Origin of the sequence: Hafnia paralvei ATCC 29927, assembly GCF_001655005.1 — a bacterium.
In the GTDB taxonomy this organism is placed as follows: Bacteria; Pseudomonadota; Gammaproteobacteria; order Enterobacterales; family Enterobacteriaceae; genus Hafnia; species Hafnia paralvei.
In genome coordinates, this window is the sequence record NZ_LXET01000086.1 from 1 (window position 1) to 204 (window position 204).

General features: G+C 58.3%; 1 protein-coding gene. It reads right to left on the reverse strand.

Annotated features, from left to right (window positions below; all coding sequences use genetic code 11):
* Positions 1 to 204 (reverse strand): Ig-like domain-containing protein (locus tag M988_RS22185; RefSeq protein WP_156518211.1); only part of this gene is annotated, 204 nt, incomplete at both ends.

A 204-nucleotide genomic window follows, 5' to 3' on the forward strand; every position in this document is an offset into this window, starting at 1 on the left:
GCCATTGGTAATGGTCGCCGTGCCGTCATCGGCCACAAAGGTGGTGTCGACGGTTTGGCTATTACCGTTAATGGTGGCGGTGACCTTGCTGATACCCGCGGTGATGTTGGTCAGCGTGGTGGTGGCTAAACCATTTTCATCGGTGTTGGCCGACGCGGTGGTGATCGTCGCACCGTTGTTTGCGGCGAAGGTGACCGCCACACT